The organism is Algoriphagus sp., from assembly GCF_024642405.1.
GTDB lineage: Bacteria > Bacteroidota > Bacteroidia > Cytophagales > Cyclobacteriaceae > Algoriphagus.
On record NZ_JAHEBC010000255.1, the window covers coordinates 1 to 5466 of the forward strand.

Genomic DNA, 5466 nt, shown 5'->3' on the forward strand with positions numbered 1-5466 from the left:
AATATTATCTTCCCTGGTCAAAGCTTGAATAACCCCAACTGCTACCGCCTCTTCCCCGGAATAGAGGTGAAGGAATCCACGTATTTTGGACTTTGTGTATTCCTCCGCAGATTTCTCTTCAAACTTTCGTATGAGTATCATTTGCTGCAATAGCCGCTGTCCTTCTTTTGAATCTAACTTTTTCTTCCTTTCCATAATCTTTAGCCTTTTTCAAGTGTAGACAAATCCCCTTCCGGCAATCCCAATTCACGGGCTTTCAGCAGCCTTCTCAAGATCTTTCCACTTTTGGTTTTAGGAAGGCTTTCTATAAAGGAAATTTCTTTGGGCGCTACTGCCGGCCCCATTGTTTTTCTAGCAAAGCCAATCAACTCTTGGCGCATTTCATCAGTAGGCTCGAAGCCTTCTTTCAGAACAACGAATGCCTTGACCAATTCTCCAATCGATGGTTCAGGTTTTCCGATTACCGCAGCTTCCACCACTGCAGGGTGCTTCATCAAGGTACTTTCCACTTCGAATGGCCCGACCATATGTCCAGAGGTTTTGATGATGTCATCCGCCCTTCCAATAAACCAGAAGTAACCATCCTTATCAATTTTTGCCAGATCTCCGGAGATATACCAATCTCCCACAAAGCATTTTTGGTAGCGCTCTTCCTCGTGTAGATAGCCCCTAAAAAGAGAAGGAAACCCTTTCTTAAGAACCAAATGACCTTGTTTTTCTGGTTGATCATAGATCTTGATTTTTTCACCGTCTACATCAGCTATCGCTGCGATTATTCCGGGAAGTGGTTTGCCCATGGATCCTGGTTTTACCTCCACGGAACGGTAATTGGCAATCATTATCCCACCAGTCTCTGTTTGCCACCAATTATCCAGGACAGGAACTCCAAAAGCCTTTTGTCCCCAGGTAACAGCTCCTGGATTCAGTGGCTCGCCTACACTCAGCACCAATCTCAAATAAGAAAGATCATATTTTTCTTTGGGCACGAACTCCATTCGCATCAATCTTCGGATGGCCGTTGGCGCGGTATACCAGACATTGACTTTCTGCTTTTCCAAAATAGAATACCAGCGCAACGCATCAAATTCCTCTTCATCTATGATGCTGGTTACACCGTTGACCAAAGGAGCGATGATGCCATAGGAAGTTCCTGTGACCCATCCCGGATCTGCAGTACACCAAAAAACATCCCCCTCATGAAAATCCAGCACATATTTTCCGGTGGTATAATGGGTAAGCACGGCCTGGTGAACGTGCAAAGCACCTTTTGGCATCCCTGTGGTTCCACTAGTAAAATGTAATAAAGCGGGGTCTTCGGGGTCTGTGGGAGGAATAATGAATTCTTCAGAAGCTTCCCTCATAAGTTTTGTCATGGAAAGAGTTTTCTTATCTAAAGGATCTGATGAGTCCGTCAGTAAAATGAATTCTAAGGAAGGAAGCCGATCGAGAAGCCCCTTTATCTTTTTCTCATAAAAGCTAGTATTGGTGACCAACACCTTTGCATCACCCTTACTCAATCTTTGAAAAATAGGTTCTGGCCCAAAAACTGAGAACAAAGGGCAAAAACGGCCTTGTATTTCAGCGCCCCTAAAGCCGCTATATATAAGTCCGGCACTCGGCCCAATAAAGAAAATACCCGATCTCCTTCTTTCAATTTCAAGCCATCCAGAAGATTGGCAAACTTTGAAGTCTGGATTTTTAAATCTCCAAAAGAGTAATCATCTGTCTTTTCCTCCTTACCGATAAAGCGAATTGCAACCGTATTTTCCAAGTGGCTAGAAGCATGCCTATCGACAGCTTCATGTGCGATATTCAGTCCTTTTTTGCCAGGCAAGCCAGCTAATAGATTTCGCTCATTTTGCCAGTCAAAATGCTGGTACAACTTCTCGAAATCGGTTAAATTGGGCTCTTTCATAAACAGATCTTAAAATTTGAAAATTTTAGAAAGTCCGGTTTTAGCCGGTTTTTCAATCTTTCAATCCTCAAAAATCAAATACGGATTTGATCATTCCTTAATTTACCATTTTAAGAAAAATGAAATCCAATTTGAGACCAATCATTTAATGGTTAATGACTTAAATCATATTCTAAGCCCTTGATATGCGATGTTTTTTGGAGACTTTAGGATAAGCCTACTACTAAAAAATGATAGGATGGCCCCCTCTGGTGGAAATGTAGATTTGGGCAAGTTACCATTTTGATTTTACCGCAGTGTGCTTTGGCTATTCAGGTCCCGATGAATATCGAGGATTTAATCCTGAACCTAAATCATAGGATTTCTAATCCGGAGGATCGACTTTTTAGATTAATTTAGTTAACACTAATTTGAATTGCTAACATACACTTCAGAGTAAACCCGATACCGAATCTATAATTATAAATCTTTGGAAAAATCTTCGGGATTTGAAATCCCGAAGACCTAAAGGACTTGGATAAGTTGCCTTTTTAAAAAAAGTTGAAAATTTTCATTTACCCACTGCATTTCCAAAGCATTCCATAGATTTGATTTTTACATCTCCCTTAGGTAATAAAAACTCACCACTATAAAAATTTTCAACCCCAGCACCAGTTTGACAATGGAATTCAGCCATTTCTTGAGATACTGAAAACTGCATATCTGTAGTTAAATCTCCCGAATCTCCATTATCTATAACAGTCCATCTCACATACCTTCCTTTATAAAAAGGAATAGTGCTATTATTAATGATCCCTGTTATTCTTGCAGTTTGACAATCTTCCTCGAAAACCAAGCAGGTTATTTCTCCATCAAGTCTCAATTCAAAACCATTTGGTTCTACTGCCAGCAATTTAAAAGTACCTTCAAGGTCTCCTCCTTTCAATTTCGCGTCATAGGTATGATATTCAGTCGCAAGCAATTCGCCAGTGGAAGACTTTATTTCAACTGCTAAATTTTCTGCTTTTACCCATCCTTCACCAGGACTCCATTTTCTCGAATTTGGATCCATTTTTAAAGCCCTGCCTTCAATTTCATTTGCTTCTGGCTTGTACAATTTAAAAGCTTGAACATCTTGGGGTAATTCAAATGAACTATTTTCCATTTGACAGCTTGTTAGAAAAATCACCACAAGTAAAAACCCAACTGCTCCTAGGAAATTAAAATTACTTTTTGACATATAAGATGTGTTTTATTGGTTTTAAAAAGCATTAATTTAACAATAAAATAAACAGTTCACTCTGTAAATACTACAATAAATTTTCAAATCTGTTTATAGAAACCTCCCATCGGCGTATTCGACTAATTTGGAGATTTGGGCAAGTTACCATTTTGATTTTACCGCAGAGTACTCAAGGGTAATAGCAAAGTATGCCAAAGGTTTTTAACCACATAGGACCATAGGCGACATAGTTTCGCTGTTCTGGGCCATGTATTAGTATCTAACTAGTGTAACTTTCTATAAAAAACCCTCCCAGAATCACTTCCGAGAGGGTATTCAAAATTTTGGTTTCGGTTTCAGAATTTAAATTCCATCTATCACTATATCTGCCATAGATAGATCAACCCTTACTTCATAAAGCGTAAATGAATAGTTGTATTCAAACCTTTTCTGGGAACAAAAGTCCTCTGCCATCATAACAAACACTTTTTCATTCTTCTTTCCATTAAACTCGCCCCATTTGGACCAATCATGAAAATCTAACTCCGAGGCATAAAAAAACTTGCCTTTTTCAATTTCTGAAATTGTCAGACCCTTTGTTTCAGGCTCTTTTGAATATCTAGTATGATCCAAATGCACTGTTGCATTTTCTGGAAACTCTTTGCTGTAAATAAAATCCCTTTTATCTCTTAAACCATGTTTGACGATCCTCCATTCTCTACAGTCATCTAAAATGATAATTATAGGGTCTTCTTGATTTATAGGAAGAAGTCTCCAAAATGCAGTTATTATAACTATTAGTTTCCACATGGTTTACCTAAGTCTAATGCAGTTGTTTTATCTCTTTCATACTTTTGATAGGGAGATAAAATAGGGTAATTCGCTGTTGTTGATTTCATAATATCATATGCATGAGTACCTTGAAGACCTTCCCAAAATAAGTTCGAATAAAATTCAAGCGGAACTTCTTTTCGGAGAATTGATCCAGGTATATTAATAAGATCCTCCAATTTTTTATAATCTTCCGGCATATGAGTTTTATGGAAATTCATTAGTACTGATCCCATTTTTTCCAGAAGAAATTCCGCCATATACTTATGTTGCTGATCCCCACTCCACTTGTTTGGTTCTTTTGATGCATAAATTCCTACCAGCTGATTATAATTTGAAGCAAAGTCATTATCTAATGGGGTTACACCATTCGCTTCTAACGCTGCAAACATCTCTGCATGGAGCAACTCATGAATTATTGTTTTTGCAATTAAGAGATCCGGCCTGTCCAAAGCATCAGAATTAATTATTACTGAATTATTACCGGAAATGTGGACAGTAGTTCCTTGTCTATCGGATGGATCAAGTTGCTCAGTTTTTAAAACTGTGTTTCTAGCAATCTCCTCATTTTCTGTAAACTCAGCTATGCTTTTTACAAAATAGTTTAGTCTAAGCTTCTCCACAATGCAATTCAAATTTGAATTATTTTTGATAGAGGAATCTATATAAATCACCAAATTGGGTACCGGGATACTTGGTGTATAATACCCTATATCAGAACCACCTCCTGAAATTGTTCCACCTGAAGGAGCTCCTCCTCCTGGTGTCCCACCACCCTCTACAAAATCACAAGTAGTACTATGGGTGGTATCTAAATACACTCCAGTATTTCCATCGTACCAATCTGTAGCGACATCATAACATCGATAAATCACATCTTTATTTTCATTGCCAAAAGACTTTTTCCCGTTTTCCATTCCTTTTTGCATCGTTCGAGTATGGGTAAGCTGCCCTCTATCAATTTTATACCCAACCAGATAATGTTCGTCATAGGAAAATAAATCGATCCAGCCATTCCATTTTTCATCCATCATCTGATAATTAACTTCCTCAAATTTTCTATTTGATTCAATCTCTTCAGGGTAATACCTAATTATCAAAGGATCAAATCGATCTTCAGTTTGGTGTTTGACAAATAGAATATTTTGAAAGTATTTTATTTCGTCTTTCTTTTTAGGTTTGGAATTTTCTTTTGGAAAATATAACCTGTTTCCCTCCAAACTTACTTCAAACATCTCTCTCCCATCCGGAAAATAATAATGATGAAATTTATCCCAATCGGGTTCTTTTTCAAAAATAAGGTAAAATCAATTCCTGAGATTCCAATCTGAAATTTAAGCCTCGTTCTGGAAGTCTCAAATTAGTTTTATTCTCTTCAAACCAAGCTTTGACTTTCATCAGCTGTCCATTTTCTGTGGATTGGATTTTTGGAGCTTCAGGTTCTTCCACACAGGAAGTAAAAAGAATTGATGTCATTAATAATAGCATCAAAAATAAGCCTGAATAATAGTTACTCAGG

General features: G+C 37.8%; 5 protein-coding genes and 1 pseudogene. All 6 read right to left on the reverse strand.

What is annotated here, in order from left to right:
* A partial coding sequence (locus Q0L68_RS15510) for a thiamine pyrophosphate-dependent enzyme (RefSeq protein ID WP_296704987.1) occupies positions 1-195 on the reverse strand: 195 nt, incomplete at its 3' end.
* 5 nt (positions 196-200) lie between these two features.
* A pseudogene (gene acsA, locus Q0L68_RS15515) lies at positions 201-1915 on the reverse strand (acetate--CoA ligase).
* Between the two features lie 550 nt (positions 1916-2465).
* Positions 2466-3134 carry a hypothetical protein gene (locus Q0L68_RS15525; RefSeq protein WP_296704992.1) on the reverse strand — a complete coding sequence of 223 codons (669 nt, stop codon included), beginning with the start codon at positions 3132-3134 and terminating at the stop codon, positions 2466-2468.
* A 345-nt stretch (positions 3135-3479) separates the two neighbouring features.
* Positions 3480-3926, reverse strand: coding sequence for a hypothetical protein (locus tag Q0L68_RS15530; protein WP_296704993.1), 447 nt, complete (start codon positions 3924-3926; stop codon positions 3480-3482).
* Positions 3914-5182 (reverse strand): hypothetical protein, encoded by a 1269-nt coding sequence (locus tag Q0L68_RS15535; RefSeq protein ID WP_296704995.1) that lies wholly within the window; start codon positions 5180-5182, stop codon positions 3914-3916. Before Q0L68_RS15535 ends, Q0L68_RS15530 begins: the two co-directional genes overlap by 13 nt.
* A gap of 55 nt (positions 5183-5237) precedes the next feature.
* The coding region (locus Q0L68_RS15540) for a hypothetical protein (protein WP_296704996.1) at positions 5238-5466 on the reverse strand (229 nt) is incomplete at its 5' end.

Coding starts and splice junctions, on each gene's coding strand:
- Q0L68_RS15525 (WP_296704992.1), bottom strand. CDS start 3,134: ATGTCAAAAAGTAATTTTAATTTCCTAGGAGCAGTTGGGTTTTTACTT.
- Q0L68_RS15535 (WP_296704995.1), bottom strand. CDS start 5,182: ATGTTTGAAGTAAGTTTGGAGGGAAACAGGTTATATTTTCCAAAAGAA.
- Q0L68_RS15530 (WP_296704993.1), bottom strand. CDS start 3,926: ATGTGGAAACTAATAGTTATAATAACTGCATTTTGGAGACTTCTTCCT.